Consider the following 24,093-nt stretch of genomic DNA (forward strand, 5'->3'; position numbering starts at 1 on the left):
TGAGCCCGCTTGCCCCTTAACGCACTTTCATCAGGACCGTCAGGAAACCCGCTCATGAACAGCACCCGGATCGCCGTCGCCGGCGCGGGGTATATCGGCCGCGCCCATATGGCGGTCGCGCAGCAAAGCGGCACGTGCACGCTGTCGGCGATCGTCGATCCGTCGCCCGCAGCCGCCGCGCTCGCGGCCGAGGCAGGCGTACCGCTCTACCGCACGCTCGACGAACTGTTCGAACGCGATCGCCCGGACGGCGTAATTCTCGCGACGCCGAACCAGTTGCACGTCGAACACGCGTCGCGTTGCCTCGCGGCGCGCGTGCCCACACTGCTCGAAAAGCCGATCGCGCCGGGCCTCGACGAAGCGGAAACGCTCGCCGCCGAAGCGCAGCATAGTGGCGTGCCGCTGCTGATCGGCCATCATCGCGCGCACAGCCCGATCATGGCGCGCGCTCGGCAACTGATCGACGAAGGCCGGCTCGGCAAGCTCGTCGCCGTGATGGGCAGCGCGGTGTTCTTCAAACCTGACGAGTACTTCGCCGACGCGGACTGGCGGCGCCAGCCAGGCGGCGGTCCGATCCTGCTGAACATGATTCACGAGGTGCACAACCTGCGCATGCTGTGCGGTGACATCGTCGCCGTGCAGGCTTTTTCATCGCATGCGACGCGCGGCTTTCCGGTCGAGGATACGGTCGCGATCAACCTGCGTTTCGCGAACGGCGCGCTCGGCAGCTTCATGCTGTCCGATACCGCAGCAAGCGCGCGCAGCTGGGAGCAGACCTCGCAGGAAAACAAGGCCTATCCCTCGTATCCGGACGAAGACTGCTACGTGATCGCGGGCACGTTCGGCTCGCTCGCCGTGCCGACGATGCGCCTGAAGACCTACGCGAAAGCCGCCGACCGTTCGTGGTGGAAGCCGTTCGACGTCAGCGTCGCCGACTTCACGCGCGACGATCCGCTGAAGCTGCAGCTCGAGCATTTCGTGCGGGTGATTCACGGCAAGGAGCCACCGCTCGTCAGTGCGCAGGACGGCTTGAAGAATCTGCGCATTACCGAGGCGATCGTCGAAGCGGCCCGCACCGGCACGGTCGTCGACACGACACGCGCCGTCGCGGGGGCCATCCACTAAAACACGCTGACCTCGCGCCGATATCAACCATTCAATTACTCAGGACGACTATATGAAAACGTTCGTGATGCTGCACGGCATCAACCACAACATGTTCGGCAAACGCGACCCCGCCCAATACGGCACGATCACGCTCGACGAAATCGACGCACGTCTGCGCGCGCTCGGCGACGAGCTCGGCGTGCGGGTCGAGAGCTTTCAGACCAATAGCGAAGCGGCGATGTGCGAGCGCATCCACCAGGCGTTCACCGACAACGCCGACGGCGTGCTGATCAACGCCGGCGCATGGACGCACTACAGCTACGGCATTCGCGATGCGCTCGCGATCCTGACCGTGCCGGTGGTCGAGATCCACATGTCGAACATTCACGCGCGCGAAGCGTTCCGGCATCAGTCGGTGTTCGCGGAGATCGTCAAAGGACAGATTTGCGGCTTCGGCGTGGACAGCTATCTGCTCGGGCTGCGCGCGGCGGTGTCGGCCGCAGGCTAGCCCTGAGCGCGGGTCGCGCAGCCTAGCGCCACGTTTCGGTCAGCTCGTTGGCCAGCACCATCTTCTGGCGGACCACCTCGACGAAGGCCGCGTCGATACCCGCCTGCGCCTTCAGGAATTTCAGCGCGGCGGAGTGCACGACGCGCAGCGCGCCGCCATCGATGCCCGTCATGCGCGCCGCGCTGCGCCGCGTTTCCACGACCAGATCGCGCGCGCCCGTGAAGTCGGGCGACAAGCCGCATTGCGCGTCGAATGCGGCGCGCAGACCGCTCGCGTAGTCGCGCGACTCGCCGAGCCGTTCGATATCGATCAGCAGATCGACCCCTTCGCCCATACGCAGCGCGCACAGGATCCACAGCGCGATGAACGCGCGATACGCGTTGTCGCTGTCCACCGTGCGCGCGAATTGCTCGCAGGCGAGCGCATACGCGTCGTCGGGCATCGACGGCAGCGGCGGCAGACGCACGCCGCACACGCCGATCGCTTCGCGCACCAGTGGGTCCATCTGATTCAGACCGAGCACGCGAAACGGCGCGGCGACAAAAAATGCATTGCTCCATTGCTGCCGCAGCAGCCAACCCGACGCGAACTGCGACGCCGGATTGCGCAGCACGCCCACATGCAGCGCCTCCGGACACGCGCGCTTCAGCCACGGCAGACGGCCGCCCGTGCGGCAAAACTTGAAGACGGGCACGCGGCCCTGTTCGATCGTGTGCTGGCTCAACGCGCGCAGATAGGCGTGCAACGCGGGAAATGTCGCATCGGGTTCGGGCGTAAAACGATCGATGCTGAAGCGCCTGTCGTAACCGGCCACGCCGCGCGCGTCTTCGCGCAGAAACGGCCGGTATTCGTCGAAGTACGGCGCGGCGAGCGGCGGGTGCCCCGAGGTCAAGGTCGGACGCGAGGCGGGCACGTCGGCGAGCTTCAGATCAGCGAGCACGTTGCTGAGCGGTTCGTAGAAACCGTCCGCGCGCTCGAGCTCGCGCAGCCGTGACCACACCCACGTGCCCGCACTGCGCCAGCCCGTATGCAGAAAAACCGACTGTTTCAGCGGACTGTTGGGCGCTTCGTTCGCGGACGATTCATGGGGCAACGGCATGGCACTTCTCTTCTGATGTTCGAGTCAATCAACCGGAAGCGCCACTTTACCCTGTGAACGCTCCGGACGCATTATGCTGCGAGATTCCGCGCTTCCGCATCGCAACCCCATCGCCCCCTCGCACCCATGAACGATTCGGCCGATATCCGCTTCCTGCTCACGTTGCGCGCCAGCGGCAGCCTGATCGCCGCCGCCCGCAGGCTCGCGCTGTCGCCGTCGGCGGTCACGCAGCGTCTGCAGCAACTCGAGAAGAAGCTCGGCGCGCAGCTCGTGAACCGCAGCGCGCGCCGCCTGCAATTCACCGACGAAGGCCTGCTGTTGTGCGAGCGCGGCGCCGAGCTGATCGAGCAGTTCGACGCGTTGTTCGACGATCTGCAAACGCGCCGCGGCGGTCTCGTCGGCACACTGAAGATCAATGCGCCGCTCGGTTTCGGGCGACGTCACCTAGCGCCGCTGATTGGCGAGTTCCAGCTGCAGAATCCCGATATCGACGTCGCGCTGACGCTCTCCGACCGGCCGTTGACCGAAACGCTCGATCGCTTCGATATCGTCGTGCATATCGGCGAGCTGCCGCTGTCGAACCTGGTCGGCTATACGATCGCACCGAACGCGCGCTTCGTCTGCGCGGCGCCCGCGCTCGTCAGGCGAATCGGCGAACCCGATTCGCCGGATGCATTGAGCCGGCTGCCGTGCATCGTGCTGCGCGAAAACAACGAGGATGTATCGCTGTGGCAGTTCAGCAAGGGCCGCACGCGCCGCAGCGTGCGCGTGTCCGCGCATCTGAGCTGCAACGACGGCGACGTGATTCGCCAATGGGCCTGCGAAGGACGTGGCGTGATTCTGCGCTCTGAATGGGACGTCGCCGAGGACATCGCAAAGGGCAAACTCGTGCGCCTGCTGCCGGGCTGGAAAGCGCCGGACGCGAACGTGATCGCGCTCACGCACCAGCGCGCGGGGCAGCCCGCGCGCACGCGCCAATTCATGCAGTATCTGCAAGAGCGCTTCAGGCCGGTGCCACCGTGGCGGCAATGATTCAGCTTATCTGAATCTAAGAATCGATCTGCCTGAACGATGACACATCCACAAAAATTTATAATCGATTCATCTTCAACAGCCGGCTCAGATGCGATCATGACTGCTGCCGCCTATCCCGACGCGGTCCTGTTCGACCTGCTCACCACCCTGCTCGACTCGTGGACCTCATGGAACCGCGCGGCGGGCTCCGACGCAGCGGGCCGTGCATGGCGTGCCGCGTATCTGCGTCTGACCTACGGCTGCGGCCGCTACGTTCCCTACGAACAGCTGGTGCGCAAGGCCGCCGCGCAAGTCGGTCTGCCCGAATCGGCCGCGACCGCGCTCGAAGCGGACTGGCTGAACCTGACGCCGTGGCCCGGTTCGCTCGACGCGTTGCGCGCGCTCGCGCCACATTGCAAGCTCGCAGTCGTCACCAACTGCTCGACGCGGCTCGGCTCGCAGGCGGCCGCGCTGTTGCCCGTGCACTGGGACGCGATCGTGACCGCCGAGGAAGCCGGCGTCTACAAGCCGGACCCGCAACCGTACCGCCTCGCGCTCGACAAGCTCGGCGTCGAGCCACGGCGCGCCGCGTTCGTCGCCGGTTCGAGCTACGACATGTTCGGCACCGCGGCCGTCGGTTTGCGGACCTACTGGCACAACCACATCGGCCTGCCGCTCGTCGACGGCGCGCACGCACCTGAGATCGAAGCGGCCTCGCTCGACCGGCTGGTGCCGTGGCTCGCTGCCTTTGGCGGCAATCGTCGGCACTGACTCTCCAACATCACCTTGCTCCGCAGGTGCAAGCATGAAACTCGAACAGATCGAAACCCCGGCCGCGTTGATCGACGTCGCGCGGATGCAGAAAAACATCGCGCGGATGCAGGGGCAAATGAATGCGCTCGGCGTCGCGTTCCGGCCGCATGTGAAGACCACCAAGTGCATCGACGTCGTGCGCGCGCAGATCGCCGCCGGCGCGCGCGGCATCACGGTGTCGACGCTGAAGGAAGCGGAGGCGTTCTTCGCTGCCGGCATCGACGACATCCTGTACGCGGTCGGCATGGTTCCGTCGAAACTGCCGCGCGCGCTGGCGCTGCGCCGCCAGGGCTGCGATCTGAAGCTCGTGGTCGACAATCCGACCGCCGCCTCGGCAATCGCCGCGTTTGGCGACCAGCACGGCGAAACGTTCGAGGTCTGGATCGAAGTCGATACGGACGGCCATCGCTCAGGCATCCAGCCCGAACAGCAGACGCTGCTCGACGTCGGGCGGATTCTGCACGAGAACGGGGTGAAGGTCGGCGGCGTCATGACCCACGCGGGTTCGAGCTACGAGTTGAATACGCCCGAAGCGCTCGCCGCGCTCGCGGAGCAGGAGCGCGCGGGTTGCGTGCGCGCCGCCGAGCGCTTGCGCGAAGCGGGCATCGCGTGCCCGGCGGTCAGCGTCGGCTCGACGCCGACCGCGCTCGCCGCGCGGCATCTCGAAGGCGTCACCGAGGTGCGGGCCGGCGTCTACGTGCTGTTCGATCTGGTCATGCACAACGTGGGAGTCTGCACGCTCGACGACATCGCGCTCAGCGTACTCACGACCGTGATCGGTCATCAGGAAGACAAAGGCTGGGCGATTCTCGACGCGGGCTGGATGGCGCTAAGCCGCGATCGCGGCACCTCGCGGCAGGCGCATGATTTCGGCTATGGGCAGCCGTGTTTGCTCAATGGCACGTTGTTGCCGGGCTATGTCGTGAGCGGCGCCAACCAGGAGCATGGGATTCTTGCCGCAGTTCCGGCCGACACACAAACCGATACGCCCGCCGACGACATCGCCGACCGCTTCCCCATTGGCATGAAACTGCGCATCCTGCCGAACCACGCTTGCGCGACCGGCGCTCAGTTTCCCGAGTATCACGCGGTTGCGCCGGACGGCAGCAGCGTCGAATGGCAGCGGTTTTACGGCTGGTAAGTCAGCGGCTCACTCATCCTCTTCCGACAACCCCGCCAGCAGATCGTCGACCGCGCGATACACGCGCTCGACGATCTCCGGTCCCACCTTGCGCTCGAGTTCGCGATAGTGCGCCTCGAGATCCTTCGAAATCACGCGCACCAGTTCGATGCTCGTATCCGTCAGCGACACGAGTACGCGCCGCTGATCCTCGGCGAAACGCTCCTTTGTCACCAGTTCCATGCTCTCCATGCGCGCGAGCACGCCGGCCATACTCGGGCTCGAAATCGTGCAGATGTCGGAGATGTGGCGCGGCTCCATCGGGCCGTGCTCGTTGAGCGCGCGAATCACGCGCCATTGCTGCTCGGTGAGTCCGTGCGCGGTGATCAACGGACGGAAGCGCTCCATCATTTTTTCGCGGGCGCGCAATAGCAGCATCGGCAGATTGCGGTGCAAAACTCGGGTAGACGCGGCGGACATGTTGGCGAGGAATGAAAAAAACAGCTGTCGAAGCTTACGGGAAAACCCGCGATCAACCAACAGCCTGTTGACCGTCAATAATATCAAGCATGATACTACTAACATCTTAGTGTTTCCGCCGGACTTTCGCCACGAGGCCGTACGCTTATGTTTGCCCTTGCCGATCATCTGCTGCATCCGGAAGGCGACCCGCTACCGCGCGACGTGGACGCGCACACCGCAGCCGCGTTGCTTGCCAGCGGCGTCGCGTGCCGAGCACCGGTCAGCGGCGCCGTGTACGGCACCCTGCTGAACGATCGCGCCGCCCTGGAGGCGTTGGGCGACGCGGTGCATGGGGCGCCATACAAGGCACCGCCGAAAGCGCCGGTGCTGTACCTGAAGCCGCGCAATACGCTTGCAGGACACCGGGCTCGCGTGGTCGTGCCGGATGACGCGCCCGGCGTCGAGGTGGGCGCGTCGCTCGGCATCGTGATCGGCCGCACCGCGACGCGCGTCAGCGTCGAGCGCGCGTCGGACCATATTGCCGGCTATACGCTCGTTGGCGATCTGAGCGTGCCGCATACCAACGTGTATCGCCCGAACGTGCGACTGCGCGCACGCGACGGCTTCTGCGTCATCGGACCGGCGCTCGCCGCTGCGTGCCACATCGCAGCACCGGATCGGCTCGACATCGCGGTCTCGCTGAACGGTGCCGAACCATTCATGGCAAGCACCGCATCGTCGGTCCGCAACGTCGCGCAACTGCTCGCCGACGTCACCGACTTCATGACGCTCAACGCGGGCGACGTGCTGACACTCGGTGAGCGGTACGGTTCGCCGGTCGCGCGTGCGGGCGACACGGCCACGCTGTCGATCGGCACGCTGCCGCCCTTGATCGTATCGTTCGTCAGCGCGAATCGACACAACGGAGAACAGTCATGATGCGCGGCCGCGTCGCCTATGCGGGAGCGATTCACGAAGCGTATCCGCACGAACAGGGTGTGCGTCTCGCCGACGGCCGCGTGCGTCGAGAGGACGAAGTGGTCTGGCTCGCGCCGATCGAAGTCGGCACCATCTTCGCGCTAGGCCTGAACTACGCGGAGCATGCAAAGGAATTGCAGTTCAGCAAGCAGGAAGAACCGCTGGTGTTTCTGAAGGGGCCAGGCACGGTGCTCGGCCATCGCGGCGTGACGCGCCGCCCTGCCGACGTTACGTTCATGCACTACGAGTGCGAGCTCGCGGTCGTGATCGGGCGAACCGCGCAGCACGTCAAGCGTGAAAACGCCATGCAGCACGTGGCCGGCTACATGATCGCGAACGACTACGCGATTCGCGATTACCTCGAAAACTACTATCGCCCAAATCTGCGCGTGAAGAATCGCGATGGCGGCACGGTGCTCGGTCCCTGGTTCGTCGACGCCGCCGACATCGCCGACGTCACGCAGCTCGAGCTGCGCACGTTCGTGAACGGCACGCGTCAGCAATGCGGCAATACGCGCGATCTCGTCACGGGCATTCCCGCACTGATCGAATACCTGAGCGGCTTCATGACGCTCGCGCCCGGCGACGTGATCCTGACCGGCACGCCCGAAGGCGTCGTCAACGTCAACGCGGGCGACGAAGTCGTCTGCGAAATCGACGGCCTCGGCCGTCTCGTCAACACGATCGCATCGGACGCGGACTTCGGCCGCGCCTGATGGGCAGCAAAACCCGGCGAACACGGAAAGGACAAGGCAATGCCGATCGACCATCTGATCAACGGCGAGGCGTGCACCTCGAGTGACTACTTCGAAACCGTCAATCCGGCCACGCAGGAAGTGCTCGGCGAAGTCGCGCGCGGCGGCGCGAAGGAAGTCGACGCGGCCGTGCAGGCGGCCAAAGAGGCCTTCCCTGCCTGGGCCGCCAGGCCCGCCGCGGAACGCGCGAAGCTGATCCGCAAGCTCGGCGAGCTGATCACGAGGCACGAACCGGAAATTTCCGAGGTCGAAACCCGGGACACCGGCCAGACGATCTCGCAGACGCGCAAACAACTCCTGCCGCGCGCGGCCGACAACTTCAGCTATTTCGCCGAGATGTGCACGCGCGTCGACGGCCACACGTACCCGACCGACTCGCATCTGAACTACACGCTGTTTCATCCGGTCGGCGTGTGCGCGCTGATCTCGCCGTGGAACGTGCCGTTCATGACGGCTACGTGGAAGGTTGCGCCCTGCCTCGCGTTCGGCAACACGGCCGTGCTGAAGATGAGCGAGCTATCGCCGCTTACTGCATCGATGCTCGGCAAGCTCGCGCTCGAGGCAGGCATTCCGGCCGGCGTGCTGAACGTCGTGCATGGTTACGGCAAGGAAGCGGGCGAGCCGCTCGTCGCGCATCGCGACGTGCACGCGGTGTCGTTCACCGGTTCGACCGCGACCGGCAATCGCATCGTGCAGACCGCGGGCCTGAAGAAGTTCTCGATGGAACTCGGCGGCAAGTCGCCGTTCGTGATCTTCGACGATGCCGACTTCGAACGCGCGCTCGATGCCGCGGTGTTCATGATCTTTTCGAACAATGGCGAGCGCTGCACCGCGGGATCGCGCATCCTCGTGCAGCGCTCCATTTACGCGCGGTTTGCCGAGCGCTTCATCGAGCGTGCGAAGCGTTTGACGGTTGGCGATCCGCTTGCGGACAGCACGATCGTCGGCCCAATGATCAGCCAGGGGCATCTAGCGAAAGTCCGCAGCTATATCGAACTCGGGCCGAAGGAAGGCGCGACGCTTGCGTGCGGCGGGCTCGACACGCCCGATTTGCCCGATGCGTTGCGTCACGGCAACTTCGTTACGCCGACCGTATTCGTCGACGTCGACAACCGCATGCGCATTGCGCAGGAGGAGATCTTCGGCCCGGTCGCGTGCCTGATTCCGTTCGACGACGAAGCCGAGGCGATCCGTCTGGCCAATGATATTTCGTATGGTCTGTCGAGCTATATCTGGACTGAGAACACGGGCCGCGCGCTGCGCGTGGCGGCCGCCGTCGAAGCCGGCATGTGCTTCGTCAACAGTCAGAACGTGCGCGATCTGCGTCAGCCGTTCGGTGGCACAAAGGCGTCGGGCGTGGGCCGTGAAGGCGGGGCGTGGAGCTATGAGGTGTTTCTTGAACCAAAGAACATCTGCGTGTCGCTCGGCTCGCATCACATTCCGCGCTGGGGCGTCTAGACCGCAGGCCGAACGCCTGGCGAACCATGGAGACCGCGATGGGCAAACTCGCGTTGGCAGCAAAAATCACTCACGTGCCGTCGTTGTATCTGTCCGAACTCGAAGGTCCGCACAAGGGTTGCCGTCAGGCCGCGATCGACGGGCACCATGAAATCGGCCGACGCTGTCGCGAACTAGGCGTCGATACGATCGTCGTGTTCGACGTGCATTGGCTCGTGAATAGCGAATACCACATCAATTGCGCGCCGAAGTTCGAAGGTGTGTATACGAGCAACGAGCTGCCACATTTCATCAGGAACATGCCATACGCCTACCCGGGAAATGTCGGTCTCGGCCAGCTGATCGCGGATGTCGCCAACGAAATGGGCGTGAAAAGCCGCGCGCACAGCGAGACCACGCTCCAGCTCGAATATGGCACGCTGGTGCCGATGCGCTACATGAACGGCGATCAGCGCTTCAAGACGGTGTCGGTGGCGGGCTGGTGCATGTGGCACGACCTCGCGACGAGCGCGCGCTTCGGCCTTGCGGTGCGCAAGGCCATCGAAGAGCGCTACGACGGCACGGTCGCGATTCTCGCGAGTGGCTCGCTGTCCCACCACTTCGCGAACAACGGCACCGCCGAGCAGTTCATGCACAAGGTCTGGAGCCCGTTCCTCGAACAGATGGATCGCAGCGTGGTACGCATGTGGGAAGCGGGCGACTGGAAGACTTTCTGCGAGATGCTGCCGCTCTACAACGAGAAATGCTGGGGCGAAGGCGGCATGCACGATACCGCGATGCTGCTCGGCGCGCTCGGCTGGGACCGTTACGACGGCAAGGTCGAGGTCGTCACGCCCTACTTCGGCAGCTCGGGCACCGGCCAGATCAACGCGATCTTCCCGGTCGCGCCGCTACCCGCCTGACACACACGAAGGACTCGCCATGCCCCACCTGACACTCGAATACAGCGCCAATCTCGCGGACCCGCAACGCCTCGGCGAACTGTGCAAGGACCTCGCGCAATGCCTCGACGCGCAGCGCGATCACGGCGAGCGCGTCTTTCCGCTCGGCGGCATTCGCGTGCGCGCGCTGCGCTGCGAACAGTACTGCATCGCCGACGGACGCCCCGACGCCGCGTTCCTGCACGCGAACCTGAAGATCGCTGCGGGCCGCCCGGAGGCCGTCAGGAAAGCGACCGGCGACGCGCTGTTCGCGCTGATCAGGCAACGCTTCGCCGCCGAGTTCGAACGGCAGGGGCTCGCGTTGTCGCTCGAAATCAACGAGTTCAGCGATGCGGGCACCTGGAAGCACAACAATCTGCACGCCCGGCTCAAGGGCTGACGTCATGCTGGACGACCAGACCATTCGCGACCTCGCGGCGCAACTCGATCACGCGGAAAAGACCCGCACGCAGTTGCGCCATTTTTCCGCGCAGTATCCGCAGATGACCGTTCAGGACGGGTACGCGATTCAACGCGAGTGGGTCAAGCTGAAGCTCGCCGAAGGCCACGTGATCAAGGGCAGGAAGATCGGCCTCACTTCGCGCGCGATGCAGCGCTCGTCGCAGATCGACGAACCCGATTACGCGCCGCTGCTCGACAGCATGTTCATCGAGAGCGGTCAGGACATCCGCGCGGATCGCTTCATCGCGCCGCGCGTCGAAGTGGAACTCGCGTTCGTGTTGAGCAAACCGCTGAAGGGCCCCGGCGTCACGCTATTCGACGTGCTCGACGCAACCGCGTACGTGACGCCGGCCGTCGAGATCATCGACGCGCGCATCGAGCAGTTCGATCGCGAGACGCGCGCGCCGCGCAAGGTCTACGACACGATCTCCGACTTCGCCGCGAACGCGGGCGTCGTGCTCGGCGGGCGGCCGGTTCGTCCGCTCGATGTGGACCTGCGCTGGGTCGGCGCGCTGCTATACAGGAACGGCGCGATCGAGGAAAGCGGACTCGCCGCGGCCGTGCTCAATCATCCTGCCACCGGCGTCGCGTGGCTCGCCAACAAAATTGCTCCGTACGACGAATCATTGAACGCGAACGACGTGATCCTGAGCGGTTCTTTCACGAGCCCGATTAGCGCACGCGCGGGCGACACGTTCCACGTCGACTATGGTCCGCTCGGCGGCATCGGTTTGAATTTCGTCTGAAAGCATCGACATGTCCTTGCCGACCAACCCCTTCAAACGCGCGCTCGCCGACGGCAAGCCGCAGTTCGGCCTGTGGGCCGCGCTCGCCGACGCCTACGTGACCGAACTGCTTGCCACCGCCGGTTTCGACTGGCTGCTGATCGATAACGAGCACGCGCCGAACGACGTGCGCAGCACGCTGTCGCAATTGCAGGCGATCGCCGCGTATCCGTCGCATCCGGTCGTGCGGCCGGTGAAGAGCGACGCCGCGCTGATCAAGCAGTTACTCGACATCGGCGCCCAAACGCTGCTGTTGCCGATGATCGACACGGCTGCGCAAGCACTCGACGCGGTCGCGGCCACGCGCTATCCGCCGCAGGGCGTTCGCGGCGTGGGCAGCGCACTCGCGCGTGCGTCGCGGTGGAATCGCGTGCCCGACTATCTGAACACCGCCGCCGCCGAACTGTGCGTGATCGTGCAGGCGGAGACCGTGCAGAGCCTCGACAATCTCGCTGACATCGCGTGCGTCGAGGGCGTCGATGGCGTGTTTTTCGGGCCATCGGATCTGAGCGCGTCGATGGGATTGCTCGGCCAGCCAGGCGACGTGCGCGTGCGCGACGCGATTCGCCACGGCATCGATACCGTGCGCGGCGCGGGCAAGGCAGCGGGCGTGCTCGCCCCTGATCCCGCGCTGGCCACCGAATATCTGGCCGCCGGCGCGAGCTTCGTCGCGGTCGGCACCGACACCGGTTTGCTGAGCCGCGCGGCAGCGGACCTTGCCGCGTCGTACAGGAACAGCGCGGCAACGGCGGCGCAGGTCAAAGGCGGGTATTAGAAAGAGAAACCGAAACAGCCGCGAGCCGACACACCCAATCACACCCGCGGCGTAGGGCGCCAGAGTAAGTGCGACTGGCGCCACAGTTTTGCGACTGGGCGATGGAGTAGATGCAACTCCCCAATACCGTTATGAACGCTCGCCCAACGACCGCCCTGAGCCCGGTGTGCCGGCCAGCTCGACTGGCATGCTTTCGGTGTGATCGTTCGGCCCGGTGGGGTCGTCGACGGGCCGTCGCGTCGGGCGGCGGTCGGCCAGGAAGCGTCATTCGCCACCGCCTTCATATGGACCTTCGAGCGGCTGCTCCGCGCAAGTCTTGGACTTTCATTGTCCGCAGAATGCTGGCGTTTCGTCTGTCAATGATGCTCACCTGACGCCAAACGAAACATGGCTGGTGCGGCCCCCAATCAACTAAACTGGCAATACATTTCGCGCATTCCCCTGCGCGTGCTGCGAACGGCCTGTTCGCCTCCAGCATCGGGAGGCGCGCGAGTTGTCCCATGGATACAACTGGACCGCAGGATCCCCGCGAAGAGGTGTCTTGATGAACCGCATCGTGATGCAGATGCTGGCTGTCATCTTCGTCGGCTGTGTACTGGCGGGCTGTACCGCAGTCTCGTCAACGGCCTCCGTACCCGGATATCGAAATCGCGCCGTGACACGCACCGAGGGCGGCATCCAGGTTTCGACAGCCGTGCTGTCGCCAGAAGAAAGCGCAGCGGCCTATGGCGTTCCGCTTGCCGACAGGAATATTCAGCCGGTCTGGATCGAGGTCGAAAACCGCGAGGACCGCAACTACTTTCTCCTGTCGCCCGGCATAGATCCGAACTTCTTTCCTGCGTCGGAGGCAGCCGAGGGGTTTGCTGGCGCTGCTACACACGACCAGCGGGCCGACCTCGACCGCCGCTTCCGTAATCTCTCCTTTCATAACCCGATCCGTCCAGGAGAGAAAGTCGCAGGATTTGTCCTGACCAATCTCAACGAAGGTGCGAAGCTCGTACAGATTGACCTCGTTGCAAAAGAGCGCGCCCGGACGTTTTCCGTTTTTGTAGTCGTACCCGGGTTTGAGGGTGACTACGAGAGGAGCCAGCTTTTCAAACGCACTGCCGATCCGCAAGAGCCCACCGTGAACTACACGGATGACGCAAATTTCCGTGCAGCGCTCGAAGCCCTGCCATGCTGCGCGACAAACGAGGACGGCTCGAAGAATGGCGACCCGCTCAACCTGGTGATCGTCGGCAGTCGCGACGACGCCCTTCCCGCACTCGTCCGGCGGGGCTGGAGCCTCACGGAGCAGAAGTGGTCCGGCGCGATCCGGCGGATGATCAGCGCTGCGCTGTCCGGCGAACCCTATGTCAACGCACCAGTGAGCGACCTTTTCCTCTTCGGGCGCGCACAAGACCTCGCATTGCAAAAGGCGCGGGGTGACATCCACCAGCGCAACCATATGCGCCTGTGGCTCAGCAACATGCGTTACCACGACAAGCTCGTCTGGGTCGGACAGATCAGCCGCGATATCGGTATCCGTCTGACCTGGCACTCTTCAACGTTCACCACACACAAGATCGACCCGGACGTGGATGAGGCACGCACTGCGCTGACCGAAGACATGGCGTATTCGCAGAATCTCATCAAGATCGGTCTCGTGATGGGCGTGGGTGCCGCGCAGGAAGACGCGCCGCGCAAGAACCTGACGACCGATCCGTATTACACCGATGGCTATCGTGTTGTGCTGGTATTCGACCGAATGCCGAGATCGCTCTCGGACATTGAGGTCTTCCCATGGATCACGCCGCACAGGGTCATGCACGTGACGCCTGGAGCGAAGCCATGAGCGTTTCGCAGATCCGGCATCGCGCACTGCTCCATGCAGGGCGTGCACTATGCCTCATGCTTGCGTTGGCCGGCTGTGCGACATGGCACGCCCCGCCTGAAGCCGACGATGGGCCGCTGCGTCAGCGTGAGGTCAGCGCCACCAGTCGCGGCGTGCGCGTAAGCGCAACTGTGCTCGGCAGCGAAGACAGCAAGCGGCTGTATGGCGTCGACGTCAACAGGACGGGAGTCCAGCCGCTATGGATCGAAGTGCAGAACGGGACGTTGCAGGCGCTGTGGCTGTTGCGCTCGGGTACCGACCCGGACTACTTTTCGCCTCACGAAGTTGCGTGGTCCATGCATACGCTGTTTGGCGGCGCAACGAATACGCGCATGGACGACTATTTCAGCAACCTCGGATTCAGCAACCCGATCCCGCCAGGTGGGACACGTTCAGGCATCCTGTTCACCAACCCCGATCAGGGCATCAAGCTCGTCAACGTCGATCTGTTGGGAAACCAGACGCTGATCCCCTTTTCACTCTTCCTGCAGGTGCCCGGCGGCACGATCGATCCGAGTATCGCGTCGATACCTTTCCCGTATCCCGAAACCGCAGTCACCGACTATCAGGACCTGGCATCGCTGCGTGCTGCACTCGAACGTCTGCCATGCTGTGCCACAGACTCGAGCGGGACGGTTCAGGCCGATCCCCTGAACGCCGTTGGCATCGGCCAGCTCACGGACATCGGGGCGGCGCTGGTGCGGCGCGACTATCGGCGTGACGCGCGCGAGTCGGACCACGCGCAGCGGGTCTTCGGGCGGGAACCGGACTTCGTGATGCGCAAGCAGGCGCAGGCGGGTGCGCCTGCAACCTGGATACGGGGATGGCTCGCCCCGATCCGCTTTCAGGGGCAACTGGTCTACGTCGCGCAGGTTGGTCGCCCCGTCGGCGGGCGCTTTGCGCCACGCGGCGAGACACACCTCATCCTGCACGAGAACGTCGACGAGGCACGCAACTTCCTGACCCAGGACCTGATGTACTCGGGTGGCCTTGACAAGCTCGGATACGTGAACGGCGTTGGCGCGGCATCGCCGGCCCATCCCCATACGACGCTCGATGGCACGACCTACTATACGGACGGATTGCGCGCCGTCGTGTTCTTCGCGACCCGGCCGCGCAGCCTGTCGGATGTGGAGTTTCTCGACTGGGTACCCTATCTGGAGGCGCCCGAAACCCGTCAACCTGGAGCAACCGGCGATGCACGTCAGTGACCCGAAGCGGATGCCGTCGCTCGTGGCATCAAGACGGCAGGTTGCCGTCGTCCATGGGTGGCGTCGGATCTGCAGCGCGCTAGCGACGATGACGCTGAGTGTTCTGATCGGCGCGTGCGCGACGAAGCCGCTTATCCCGTACTCGGCCGATACCCCGCCGATAGTTCTCATGCCTGCATCCCAGGCCGGGGTCATGGACAAGCGGGGACGCTTCCGGGAAATCTATTGCGCGGTGCTTGCAGCGCGCGGTCCGGGGCTACCCGATTACCGGCCCTGTGAGGACGCGCTGACCCGCGTGGGCAGCGAGCCCGCCGGCACCGGCAAGCCCGTCGATCTGGGGCCGTCCCGGCGGCATCTCATTGCGGCCGTCGTGCCGGGAATCGGCTACGACTGCTTCAAGCCGTGGCTGAGTCCGCCCGATACCGTCGTGACGCACCTGCGCCAGACCGGCTTCGACGCAACGCTGATCGACGTCGATGCGCTGTCGAGCTCTGCCAACAACGCGCGCCAGATTCGCGACGCGATCATGGCGATGCCAGCGCCCGAGGGTGCGCCACGCATCGTCCTGATCGGCTATTCGAAGGGCGCTCCCGACATGCTCGAAGCGTTGGTCACCTATCCGGAGATCCGAAGCCGCGTGGCGGCGGTGGTCAGTGCCGCCGGCGCGATCGGAGGATCACCGCTCGCCAATGATGCCGAGCAGTACCAGGCCGACCTGCTGCGATACGTTCCGGGCGCGACCTGCACTTCGGGTGATGGTGGCGCCGTGCAGAGCCTGAGACCTGCGACCCGGAAGGCATGGCTTGCGAAGCACCCGCTTCCGGGCGAATTGCATTACTACTCGATCGTGACGTTCCCACAGCCGGAACGCATCTCGTCTATCCTGAAATCGAGCTACAACAAGCTCTCGCGCGTCGACTCGCGAAACGACAGTCAGGTCATCTTCTACGATCAGGTTGTTCCCGGTAGCACGCTGCTCGCCTACGTCAATGCGGATCACTGGGCACTGGCGGTACCGGTTGCCCGGACGCATCCGACGATCGGGGCGCTCTTCGTGACACAGAACGCCTACCCGCGTGAGGCGCTGGCGGAAGCCATCCTGCGGTTCGTGGAGGAGGATCTCGCAGAGCCGATCCGCTAACGCCATGCGCATGCATGGGTCCAGGCCTCGGCAAGCGCACCGTCATCGAAATGTGTCAGTCTGAAAGCAGTAACGCGTCGTCTGTGGTGTCGTGGCGCCCGGCATTGCAGCCGGTCGGCGCGACAAGGCAATTGTCGGTGGAATACATCCTTTCAACCGTTGCAGCAACACGGTTCAACCGTGAACCACGATGGAGACAACCATGCGCAGAAGAAGCTTTATACAGAAGGGTACGGCCGTGCTCGCCGTCGCGGGCTTTACATTGGGGGGCTCCACGGTGACCCTGAGTAACGCCTTTGGCGCCGAGTCCAATGCAGCGAAACGGCAGGAAATCGATGCCAAGGTCCATGCGACCCTGTCGCGGCTGTTCGAGACGGTCAAGGGTTCGAAGGAACTTGTCGCCAAGGCAAACGGGGTTCTCGTGTTCCCGTCCGTGCTGAAGGTCGGCTTCATCGCCGGCGGCGAATACGGCGAAGGCGCATTGCTCGTAGGCGGGAAAACGGCTGGCTACTACAGCACGGTGTCGGGCTCATTCGGCTTGCAGGCAGGCGCGCAATCGAAGGCCGTCATCTTCCTGTTCATGACGCATGATGCGCTCAACAGTTTTCGCAATTCCAAAGGGTGGTCGGTCGGAGGCGAAGGATCGGTTGCGTTGCTGAAGGTCGGCGCAAACGGACAGATCGATACGACAACGGCCACCGCGCCCGTCGTAGCGATAGTGCTGACCAATGCTGGCCTGATGGGCGACGTGTCGCTTTCGGGCACCAAAGTTTCGCGCCTGAAAATCTGATGACGGAGCCAGCTGCATTTGTCTGGCCCGGTTTCAACCGATCTCCCGATGATCACCGCATCGTTTTCGGCCGCTCCCGATGGACTCGTCCCCGGACGATTTCTGCGCCCCCCGGAGCGTCGCCGCCGCGAAAGAGCCGTTTGACCGTGAAAGCAGTCGTTGAGGTGGCGCGGGGTTCAGTGGCCGAGCCGGGTCGACTTATGCCTTTTGCATGAAGTGCGCGCCCGATGTGATTGTCGCGCTCGGTCGTGGGACGCTGTGCGGCCAACACGCGACGTTGGACTCATGCATCTGAATTGATGACAATCGACAATCAAGTGGGCCTACTGCTGTAGCTCATCGCATAACATGCCATGAGCCATCTGGGCGAATAACACGGGGAAGGCAGGTTCATGGCAGAGATACATATTGTTTTTGGGCCGCAAGGCGCGGGCAAGTCTTCTTACGCGCGTACGCTCGCGGCCGCATCCGAGGGCACGCGCTTCTCGATTGACGAGTGGATGGCCCAGTTGTATGGCCCAGACCTTCCAGATCCGATTAATTTGAGCTGGATCATGGAGCGAGTGCAGCGCTGCGAGCGTCAAATCTGGCGCACCGCTGAGCAAATAGCGAAAAACGGCGGAAGCGTTGTTTTGGATCTCGGTTTCATGAAGGCGAGAAATCGTTCGGCGTTTGCCGAACAAGCCAGGGACGCTGGCATTTCGAGCAAGCTTCACTATGTCACCGCACCGCATGACATACGCCGCAGTCGGGTTATGACAAGGAACTCCGAAAAGGGCGAAACGTTTTCGTTTGAGGTTTCGCCTGCCATGTTTGATTTTATGGAAGCGGAATTTGAAGCTCCTACGAAACTCGAACTTGCATCGGCTACGGTGTTTAACTCTCACATCCTGGCCTCATGACCAAGCTATAGCGTTCGACGAGATGTTTCGTTGTCGGCTCGCAGCAATTGACCGGCGGGGCTAGCCGACACTGATCGTACTTGCGAGGGCGTTGGGTGCAATCTGCGAACGTCCGGTATAGAGAAGGTCGAGGATCCGTAGTGGGTCGACCAGAGCCGACCGCCTCGGGCAGAGGTCGGCTACAAGCGGTCACTCGACTTCAGCACCTGAATCGTTGACAATTCCGTTTACCTCGCGCACCCGAGTGACCTAACCTAGGGGCAGAAAGCAGTTCTGCTCTCCGTCACAACTTAAATTGCGCTAGACCGAACAGCAAAAAACGAAAAACCAATTACAGTCGGAGCAACGGGGAAATGGGCCGCAGATATGTGCTGGTTGGATTCGTACTGACGTTCCTTGCAGGCATCTGGGTTGGACATCATGGGCCAGCCGCGCAGAAGTCGGAAATCCGGAAGCTAAGGGCCATGCCTGCCATGCCCATCTGGAAAAATCCCCAATGCGTTCCACCGAATATCAAAGAAAACGAACACTTCGAAATCGCCGCCTCAACTCTGGAGCATGTAGCGCCACACTCGCCCGACTGGCTCGCCATTGGAGCTGAACAGTCGCTCAGTGAGGACCTGTATCGTGGGAGTCCGGGGAAGCTTAGAGCGAGGGTGTGTACTCCAGCAGCGATTTATGACCGTGTTGCCGCGGCGTTCGCGAGAAGCGCCCTCGACAAGGGCAGGTTTGACCGCCATGAGCTGAGGCTAGCCTCCTATTTGCAACCTCCTCCCGCTAATGTCGTGGATGCCGTGGCGCAAGTAGCGTTTTCTCCACGGCCGACAATCGACGACGACGGCGCTGGACAAGTCGACGGCGATATTCGGCCATATGCAATGACCGTTCTGGCAGGCTTTGGACCCGAATCGGCACGATATGCAGCCGAAGCATTCAAGCAGATTTCCAGCGAGAACTCGATTGGCACTGGCGCGGCACAAGTCGCAGCGGCCGGTGGACAGCCAGGTGCACTCTCGCGGATAGAGTCTCTTATGAATGAACTTCTTGCCACGGTCCCGGACGACAAACCGATTCCACTAGCGACTCGCGACCGACTTTATGAACTGTCGTGGGCAATCGCTTTTTCAGGTGAGTCTGCAAAAGACCACGTAGCACCGGTTATTAGGCTTATGGGACGGCAGGTGCAAAGTGGAGCGCCTCCGTTCGGAGTGGTTAGTCTTCATCCGAAGAGGATGTGCCAAGTTATGTCCAAAATCTACGGCGACAGCGAGCGTGTGAATCGCGAGTTCTCCTACTGCGCGGACGACGCTCCACTGGAGTCGTATCCCCAGGGAGCATTTGCAGTCGCGTCGGCGCATGTTCAATAAGACAGCTCCAATGGACTCTTTGCCCCACCGGAGTGTCCGTTTTCGGGTCCCCATGAAAGACTCGTATGGGTCGACTACGGGCAACGGCATAAGGTAGTAGTCGGCCAGGCAGGAACGCTCGGGTTAGACGGGCGATCGATCACGTACGAGACAACCGTAGGGTATTCTCCCCAGTGCATCGTTGACGCGCGGCTTCCAATGCGCGCACTTCGGCGGAGCGTGGCATAGCGTACGCACTGCCGTAACCCTGCTGGATCTTCATACTGGCGCACACCGAATGATGTTGATCGATGAAGTTCTTCCGCGTTATGACTTCCGCGAACTGCACGCGACGACCGCTCGCGCGCCCTCAAGCATTGTTCTGGACTGTGTCGCTCGCCAGCGGGCGCAGGATGATCCAATTGTGCAACTGGCCATCCGGTTAAGAGAGCTTCCATCACGATTGATTGGTCTGTCGCGGCCCCGTCCGTTGGATCTCGAAGACTTTACTTTCCTCGGCCGCGACGGCGACCGCAGCCTGGCGTTTGGGCTGACAGGTGCCTTCTGGCAAGCCGACTACGGATTGCTCGAAGTTCGGACGTTGGAAGCTTTCAAAGCTGTTGAGAGGTTGGACGTCTATCAGCTGGTGATGGCCTTTACAGTGGAGTCGACGCCGACGGGTGAAACTCTTTTGAGTACCGAAACACGCGTCTTCTGTCCGACCTCTGAGACTCGCCGCAAGCTTGCCCTCTACTGGTACATCATCCGCCCAGTTAGCGGTCTCATCCGGCGGCGCATGTTCGCTCGCATCCGCCAACAAGCTGAACGTCTCGCTGGAGTCAGATGAGGCGCGATGCTCGAACCCCGACAGGTCCATAGCGTTACGCTGCAGAAGACTGAACGGACGTCACAGGTTCGTTGAACTCTGGCAAGTCGATGCGTTCTCTGCAACCGGCACTCCCAAGATCCGGACCGCGCCTTCGTCAACCTCATCAGGATGGCTCCTTGGAGTCGGCTCCGGCCTCCCGCATCACGCAGTAGTCGGCCAATGTCGACCGGTGCGACCGTGTTCTACGTTGCGTCTACAAGTCGCTGGATAGTGGCTGCGATCCAGTGCTTCAATGCGTCGGTGTCGCCAAGGTCTCAGCGGCTTCGCGGCGTTCGCCCGCGGCGCGGAGCAGCACGAGGAGCGGATCCTCACTGTCCATCGTAGTCCACCGTGTGACGATGCTCTCGGCCATCCGGCGCCCTATTGACTCGCGCGGGCCGTCGAACAGCCTTTCGAGCTTCAGATGGACCTAGTGTCCTGTTTCAGTATTCATGCTCACCATATCGTCTTTTTCGGCCATGGCACATGCGAATAGAAAAATGTGTATTGCGGTACACATGACACCTGTGTATCGTCGCCCACATTTTCCATGTGGGTGCCCGTTCACATGTCCCATCCTCTTCGCCCCATTTCCGACTCCGATCTTGACGACCTGCACAGACGACTCGCGGCGACGCGACGGCCACGACTCCCGCAAGGTGTCGGTTGGGAACGCGGGACCGATGCTGACCTGCTCGCCAATCTGCTCGAGACCTGGCGTCATCGCTACGACTGGCGAACTCACGAGGCCCGCATCCTAAGCCTGCCGTGGGAAGTAGTCGGCGCCGGCGATCGAGCACTTCGAGTCGTGCACCAACGCGCTGCCATCCCCGACGCTCCGGTCGTGATCCTGCTACACGGGTGGCCTGACTCGGTGCTTCGGTTTGAGCGCGTGCTGCATCTGCTTGATGACGTGCATGTCGTCGTACCGGCTCTTCCTGGCTTCCCGTTCGCATTCGAGCTGACGAAGCCGGGAATGACTAGCGTTGTCATGGCATCGCTCGTTGCCAACGCGATGCAAGCGCTCGGGCACGACCGGTACGTCGTCTCGGCCGGCGACTTCGGGGCAGACGTCGCCGAACAGCTCGCGGTGATGCATCCGGACCGGATTGCGGCCCTGCATCTGACGAACATCTCACCGCTGCACGCGGTGTTCGCGGACCGCTCGACACTCGACCCGGACGAGCTCTGCTACCTCGAGACAGTGGCGGTCTGGAACCGGAAAGAAGGTGGATACATCGCGCAGCAGTCGACGAAACCCCATACAGTCGCGCCTGGACTCATGGATTCACCGGCGGGTCTTGCCGCGTGGCTCGTCGAGAAGCTGCGGAGCTGGTCGGACGGTTCATTTTCCGAGGACGATCTTCTGACCTGGATCAGCGTCTACTGGTTTACGGGCACGATCGGGACATCATTCGCGCCGTATATCGAGTTCGTGCCGCCGGCGCCGTACGTGCAGACGCCCACCGTGCTCAGCGCGTTTGCGCACGACATCAAGCTCGCACCGCGCGAGTTCGCTTCGCGGTTCGTCAACGTTCAGGAATTCATCGAGCACGAGAACGGCGGCCACTTCGCAGCGTGGGAGCAGCCGGAGCGGTATGCGGAGGACCTTCGCCGAGCGATCGCATGGGGGCATCCGTCTCTCGCGTGAGCGTCCCCAATTTCGCGAAGACCTCTAGCGTGGCATCGTTCGCCTTGGTGCGTGCGCCACAACGTCACTCGACGTGATCCCTGCGCGTTTAGGCGTCGAACGAGAACTACATATCCGAGGTAGTCGGCGGCGAATCGGAACCACACTGGCTCCCCCAGGCACCAATGGCCTCATTGCGCATTGGAGATGGCCGAACAGAACGAAGTCTGAGCAGCAGGCGGCCGGATAGCAATCGGGCGCGGTCCTGGCAGTTTCGGCCACTCGTCATTCAGGTGCCACTGACGGGAAATCAACGTGTTACCGACAATCCTGGGCCCGGCGCGTGAGCGGTGCCGCTCTCGCGCTGCCGTGCTGGCGAGTCGGATGCACCGTCAGTGGCTGCCCGAATTGGCACGCAAGGTAACCCTAGGAATGGGCCGATTCGACCACGGCGCGCACTATCAGGTATCAAACAAAATACCCCGCATTTGAACGGAATCCCAAAAGTTGGATCGGTGTCCAACTTCGTGGGGGCAATTCGCTTGTCGGGGCACTTTGTTTTCCAGCCGGGCGTCGGTACCAGATCAGCCCCTCAATGCCACCTTTACCGCCTGGGCCAGCGTCGTCGTGCTCCGTCTGAGAAGCCCGGAAAGATCGCGAGAGGCGCTATCCAGTTCGCCTGCCGATGCCTTCAGGTCAGCGTCGACGACGACATCGGCAATCATCTTCGGCAGACCGAAGCCCAGCAGCGCGGCCTCATAATCGGCGGCGGACAGGTGGTTATACACGATCGCTCGGCCCGCCTGCTTCGATACTTCCTCGGCCAGTTCCGCCAGCGAATAGGCCTCGTCCCCCGCCAATTCATAAGTCTGGTTGGCATGACCGGGTTGAGTGAGGACCGTCACCGCCGCATCTGCATAATCGGCGCGAGATGCAGAGGCAAATCGGCCTTGCCCCGCGCTGCCGGTGATTGCCGAATTGGCGAGCGCCGCGGCAAGTCCGCTGGTGTGGTTCTCGAGGTACCAACCATTGCGTAACACCACGAAGTTCACGCCCGTGGTCTTCAAATACGCTTCGGTCCGGTTGTGCTCGTCGGCAAGAATCAGATTGGACGTGTCGGCGCGTAGCAGGCTGGTATAGGCAATCAGCTTGACGCCCGTTTGCCTGGCGGCGTCGATCACAGCCCGATGTTGCCGGAATCTTTCCCCTGGCTGCACCGCCGAGATAAGCAACAGCTTCTCCACACCCTTGAACGCCTCGACCAGCGTCTCGGGACGATCGTAGTCTGCCTCGCGTATCTGGGCGCCGAGGGCGCGCAAGTCATCGGCCTTTTCAGGGCTCCGGACTGCCGCGACGACCTGGCTGGCAGGGACGGATTGCAGAAGACCTTTGACAACCAGTCGGCCAAGATTTCCATTGGCCCCAGTAATGGCGATCATTTTGTATTTCCTTCTCGCTCGAAAGTGATGTTGAATAAATTCGGTATTGCTACTTATCTGATATGGAATGGGAGGCTTGACGTTTCCCGATTCAGGCGGAAATCATCCGCGCCGTACGATCAGTGCGATCGGCAGACCGAGGCCGAACATATGGATGAGCAGGGCGGGCAGGAAGGGCATCGGCGATACCGATGGAGGTGTGATGAACGCGCTGTGCGGCAACACGACGAAGCCCATGAAAAAAAATACGATGAGGCCGAGTAGCGGGCCGCCGAGCCACGCCAGGCGGTTCACGACCGGCAGGCGCGACGCGACCAGAGCGTAGGCGATTGCCGGAACGATCGATACAAAGAAGTGAAGCAGGGTACCCAGAATAAGGCCGGTGGTGCCTCCGTAGGCGGCCATGCCAATCAGGCTGCTGGCCGCCAGCTGCATTTCCGGAATGACGCCGATGCCTCGCGCCAGCTGCAGGATTAAAACCGGGACCAGCACGATAACGCCGGCGGCCACGCCGGCGGTCGTGCCCCGGGTCAGCGCGGGGGTGAAACGGATTTGCGAATTCGCCGGCCGCATCGATTGTAGATCCGGCATTGTGTCTGTCGTTTTCATGATCTGCTTCCGCATAAAACTGGGTGGG

Annotated in this window: 24 protein-coding genes; 20 read left to right on the forward strand and 4 right to left on the reverse strand. The window is 62.8% G+C overall.

Going from position 1 to position 24,093, the window contains the following annotated elements; translation table 11 throughout:
- Positions 1 to 54 precede the first annotated feature (54 nt).
- Positions 55 to 1,125, forward strand: a complete 1,071-nt coding sequence (locus L0U81_RS23030; RefSeq protein WP_233805796.1) for a Gfo/Idh/MocA family protein — start codon at positions 55 to 57, stop codon at positions 1,123 to 1,125.
- Between the two features lie 52 nt (positions 1,126 to 1,177).
- Positions 1,178 to 1,615: a type II 3-dehydroquinate dehydratase gene (gene aroQ / locus L0U81_RS23035; protein WP_008921891.1), complete on the forward strand. Its 438-nt coding sequence runs from the start codon at positions 1,178 to 1,180 to the stop codon at positions 1,613 to 1,615.
- Positions 1,616 to 1,637: 22 nt separating this feature from the next.
- Here the strand turns inward: aroQ and L0U81_RS23040 are convergent, their stop codons facing one another.
- Positions 1,638 to 2,714, reverse strand: coding sequence for a hypothetical protein (locus tag L0U81_RS23040; protein WP_233805797.1), 1,077 nt, complete (start codon positions 2,712 to 2,714; stop codon positions 1,638 to 1,640).
- A 126-nt stretch (positions 2,715 to 2,840) separates the two neighbouring features.
- Between L0U81_RS23040 and L0U81_RS23045 the strand changes: the two genes are divergently transcribed.
- The 3 genes from L0U81_RS23045 to L0U81_RS23055 all read left to right on the forward strand — a co-directional run bounded on the left by L0U81_RS23045 (position 2,841) and on the right by L0U81_RS23055 (position 5,682).
- Complete coding sequence (locus tag L0U81_RS23045) at positions 2,841 to 3,746, forward strand: LysR family transcriptional regulator (RefSeq protein ID WP_233805798.1); 906 nt, start codon at positions 2,841 to 2,843, stop codon at positions 3,744 to 3,746.
- A gap of 99 nt (positions 3,747 to 3,845) precedes the next feature.
- Positions 3,846 to 4,499: an HAD family hydrolase gene (locus L0U81_RS23050; RefSeq protein ID WP_233805799.1), complete on the forward strand. Its 654-nt coding sequence runs from the start codon at positions 3,846 to 3,848 to the stop codon at positions 4,497 to 4,499.
- Positions 4,500 to 4,533: 34 nt separating this feature from the next.
- On the forward strand, positions 4,534 to 5,682 hold the full coding sequence (locus L0U81_RS23055) for a DSD1 family PLP-dependent enzyme (RefSeq protein ID WP_233805800.1): 1,149 nt from the start codon (positions 4,534 to 4,536) through the stop codon (positions 5,680 to 5,682).
- A 9-nt stretch (positions 5,683 to 5,691) separates the two neighbouring features.
- Here L0U81_RS23055 and hpaR read toward each other — a convergent pair whose 3' ends face one another.
- Positions 5,692 to 6,099 (reverse strand): homoprotocatechuate degradation operon regulator HpaR, encoded by a 408-nt coding sequence (hpaR, locus tag L0U81_RS23060; RefSeq protein ID WP_233805801.1) that lies wholly within the window; start codon positions 6,097 to 6,099, stop codon positions 5,692 to 5,694.
- A 189-nt stretch (positions 6,100 to 6,288) separates the two neighbouring features.
- On the opposite strand from hpaR, the gene L0U81_RS23065 reads away from it, so the two are divergent.
- From L0U81_RS23065 to L0U81_RS23135, 15 genes are all read left to right on the forward strand, one after another.
- Positions 6,289 to 7,062: a fumarylacetoacetate hydrolase family protein gene (locus L0U81_RS23065; RefSeq protein WP_233805802.1), complete on the forward strand. Its 774-nt coding sequence runs from the start codon at positions 6,289 to 6,291 to the stop codon at positions 7,060 to 7,062.
- The gene (locus L0U81_RS23070; RefSeq protein ID WP_233805803.1) at positions 7,059 to 7,817 is read left to right on the forward strand and encodes a fumarylacetoacetate hydrolase family protein; all 759 of its coding nucleotides are present in this window, start codon (positions 7,059 to 7,061) and stop codon (positions 7,815 to 7,817) included. The genes L0U81_RS23065 and L0U81_RS23070 overlap by 4 nt, the downstream gene beginning before the upstream one ends.
- A 39-nt stretch (positions 7,818 to 7,856) precedes the next feature.
- Positions 7,857 to 9,314 (forward strand): 5-carboxymethyl-2-hydroxymuconate semialdehyde dehydrogenase, encoded by a 1,458-nt coding sequence (gene hpaE / locus L0U81_RS23075; protein WP_233805804.1) that lies wholly within the window; start codon positions 7,857 to 7,859, stop codon positions 9,312 to 9,314.
- Positions 9,315 to 9,352: 38 nt separating this feature from the next.
- Positions 9,353 to 10,216 (forward strand): 3,4-dihydroxyphenylacetate 2,3-dioxygenase, encoded by an 864-nt coding sequence (hpaD, locus tag L0U81_RS23080; RefSeq protein WP_233805805.1) that lies wholly within the window; start codon positions 9,353 to 9,355, stop codon positions 10,214 to 10,216.
- A gap of 19 nt (positions 10,217 to 10,235) precedes the next feature.
- Positions 10,236 to 10,634: a 5-carboxymethyl-2-hydroxymuconate Delta-isomerase gene (locus L0U81_RS23085; RefSeq protein WP_233805806.1), complete on the forward strand. Its 399-nt coding sequence runs from the start codon at positions 10,236 to 10,238 to the stop codon at positions 10,632 to 10,634.
- A gap of 4 nt (positions 10,635 to 10,638) precedes the next feature.
- Positions 10,639 to 11,442, forward strand: a complete 804-nt coding sequence (gene hpaH / locus L0U81_RS23090) for a 2-oxo-hept-4-ene-1,7-dioate hydratase (protein ID WP_233805807.1) — start codon at positions 10,639 to 10,641, stop codon at positions 11,440 to 11,442.
- Between the two features lie 10 nt (positions 11,443 to 11,452).
- The gene (gene hpaI, locus L0U81_RS23095) at positions 11,453 to 12,256 is read left to right on the forward strand and encodes a 4-hydroxy-2-oxoheptanedioate aldolase (protein ID WP_233805808.1); all 804 of its coding nucleotides are present in this window, start codon (positions 11,453 to 11,455) and stop codon (positions 12,254 to 12,256) included.
- Positions 12,257 to 12,800: 544 nt separating this feature from the next.
- Positions 12,801 to 14,090: an LssY C-terminal domain-containing protein gene (locus L0U81_RS23100; protein WP_233805809.1), complete on the forward strand. Its 1,290-nt coding sequence runs from the start codon at positions 12,801 to 12,803 to the stop codon at positions 14,088 to 14,090.
- On the forward strand, positions 14,087 to 15,340 hold the full coding sequence (locus L0U81_RS23105) for an LssY C-terminal domain-containing protein (RefSeq protein WP_233805810.1): 1,254 nt from the start codon (positions 14,087 to 14,089) through the stop codon (positions 15,338 to 15,340). Before L0U81_RS23100 ends, L0U81_RS23105 begins: the two co-directional genes overlap by 4 nt.
- 88 nt (positions 15,341 to 15,428) lie before the next feature.
- Entirely contained in the window at positions 15,429 to 16,481 is a 1,053-nt protein-coding gene (locus tag L0U81_RS23110) for a hypothetical protein (RefSeq protein ID WP_233807907.1), read from the forward strand.
- A 202-nt stretch (positions 16,482 to 16,683) separates the two neighbouring features.
- The gene (locus tag L0U81_RS23115; protein ID WP_233805811.1) at positions 16,684 to 17,271 is read left to right on the forward strand and encodes a BPSL1445 family SYLF domain-containing lipoprotein; all 588 of its coding nucleotides are present in this window, start codon (positions 16,684 to 16,686) and stop codon (positions 17,269 to 17,271) included.
- A 392-nt stretch (positions 17,272 to 17,663) separates the two neighbouring features.
- The gene (locus L0U81_RS23120) at positions 17,664 to 18,173 is read left to right on the forward strand and encodes an AAA family ATPase (RefSeq protein ID WP_233805813.1); all 510 of its coding nucleotides are present in this window, start codon (positions 17,664 to 17,666) and stop codon (positions 18,171 to 18,173) included.
- Positions 18,174 to 18,526: 353 nt separating this feature from the next.
- Entirely contained in the window at positions 18,527 to 19,540 is a 1,014-nt protein-coding gene (locus tag L0U81_RS23125; RefSeq protein WP_233805827.1) for a hypothetical protein, read from the forward strand.
- A 277-nt stretch (positions 19,541 to 19,817) separates the two neighbouring features.
- Positions 19,818 to 20,366, forward strand: coding sequence for a hypothetical protein (locus L0U81_RS23130; RefSeq protein WP_233805829.1), 549 nt, complete (start codon positions 19,818 to 19,820; stop codon positions 20,364 to 20,366).
- Positions 20,367 to 20,955: 589 nt separating this feature from the next.
- Positions 20,956 to 22,038 (forward strand): epoxide hydrolase family protein, encoded by a 1,083-nt coding sequence (locus L0U81_RS23135; protein WP_233805831.1) that lies wholly within the window; start codon positions 20,956 to 20,958, stop codon positions 22,036 to 22,038.
- A 563-nt stretch (positions 22,039 to 22,601) separates the two neighbouring features.
- Here the strand turns inward: L0U81_RS23135 and L0U81_RS23140 are convergent.
- Positions 22,602 to 23,456 (reverse strand): SDR family oxidoreductase, encoded by an 855-nt coding sequence (locus L0U81_RS23140; RefSeq protein ID WP_233805840.1) that lies wholly within the window; start codon positions 23,454 to 23,456, stop codon positions 22,602 to 22,604.
- A gap of 102 nt (positions 23,457 to 23,558) precedes the next feature.
- Positions 23,559 to 24,065: a hypothetical protein gene (locus tag L0U81_RS23145; RefSeq protein WP_233805842.1), complete on the reverse strand. Its 507-nt coding sequence runs from the start codon at positions 24,063 to 24,065 to the stop codon at positions 23,559 to 23,561.
- Positions 24,066 to 24,093 lie beyond the last annotated feature (28 nt).

It is taken from the genome of Paraburkholderia sp. HP33-1, assembly GCF_021390595.1.
Taxonomy (GTDB): Bacteria; Pseudomonadota; Gammaproteobacteria; order Burkholderiales; family Burkholderiaceae; genus Paraburkholderia.